The sequence below is a fragment of the Oceanobacillus sp. NCCP-135 genome (genome assembly GCF_059698015.1).
The window spans coordinates 1-570 of record NZ_BAAKSZ010000087.1; the positions used below are offsets into that span (position 1 = coordinate 1).

Below are 570 nucleotides of genomic sequence, written 5' to 3' on the forward strand. Positions count from 1 at the left end.
TCAAAAAAAATAAAACCTTTATTTTTTTGCTCGTAAAACTAAAAAAGTGGCACATCGCAAAAAGCTCAGCAAATAAACATATTGACTTTCATGAATTAACATGGTATATTAATAAAGTCGCTGATTTGAGAGCGACATGATAATTTGCTCCTTGAAAACTGAACAAAACAACCAGTATGTAACGGATGTCAGAGGTAAGAAATCAGAAGTCAGATTTATATAATCTGGGTGAAGACGAACTACCCTGGAATCCATTTTTAAAGCTAAGACAATTGATAGAATTGATTGGTGTCGATTCTATTCAAACTTTTTATGGAGAGTTTGATCTTGGCTCAGGACGAACGCTGGCGGCGTGCCTAATACATGCAAGTCGAGCGCGGGAAGCAAGCTGAACTCCTTCGGGAGTGATGCTTGTGGAACGAGCGGCGGACGGGTGAGTAACACGTAGGCAACCTACCTGTAAGATCGGGATAACTTGCGGAAACGTGAGCTAATACCGAATGATCCTTTTCATCACCTGGTGAGAAGGTAAAAGGTGGCTTTTAGCTACCACTTACAGATGGGCCTGCG

1 rRNA gene is annotated in these 570 nt (G+C 41.2%); it reads left to right on the top strand.

What is annotated here, in order from left to right:
* Nucleotides 1–309: 309 nt before the first annotated feature.
* Nucleotides 310–570, top strand: a 16S ribosomal RNA gene (locus tag AC6HVZ_RS19645); the annotation flags it as partial.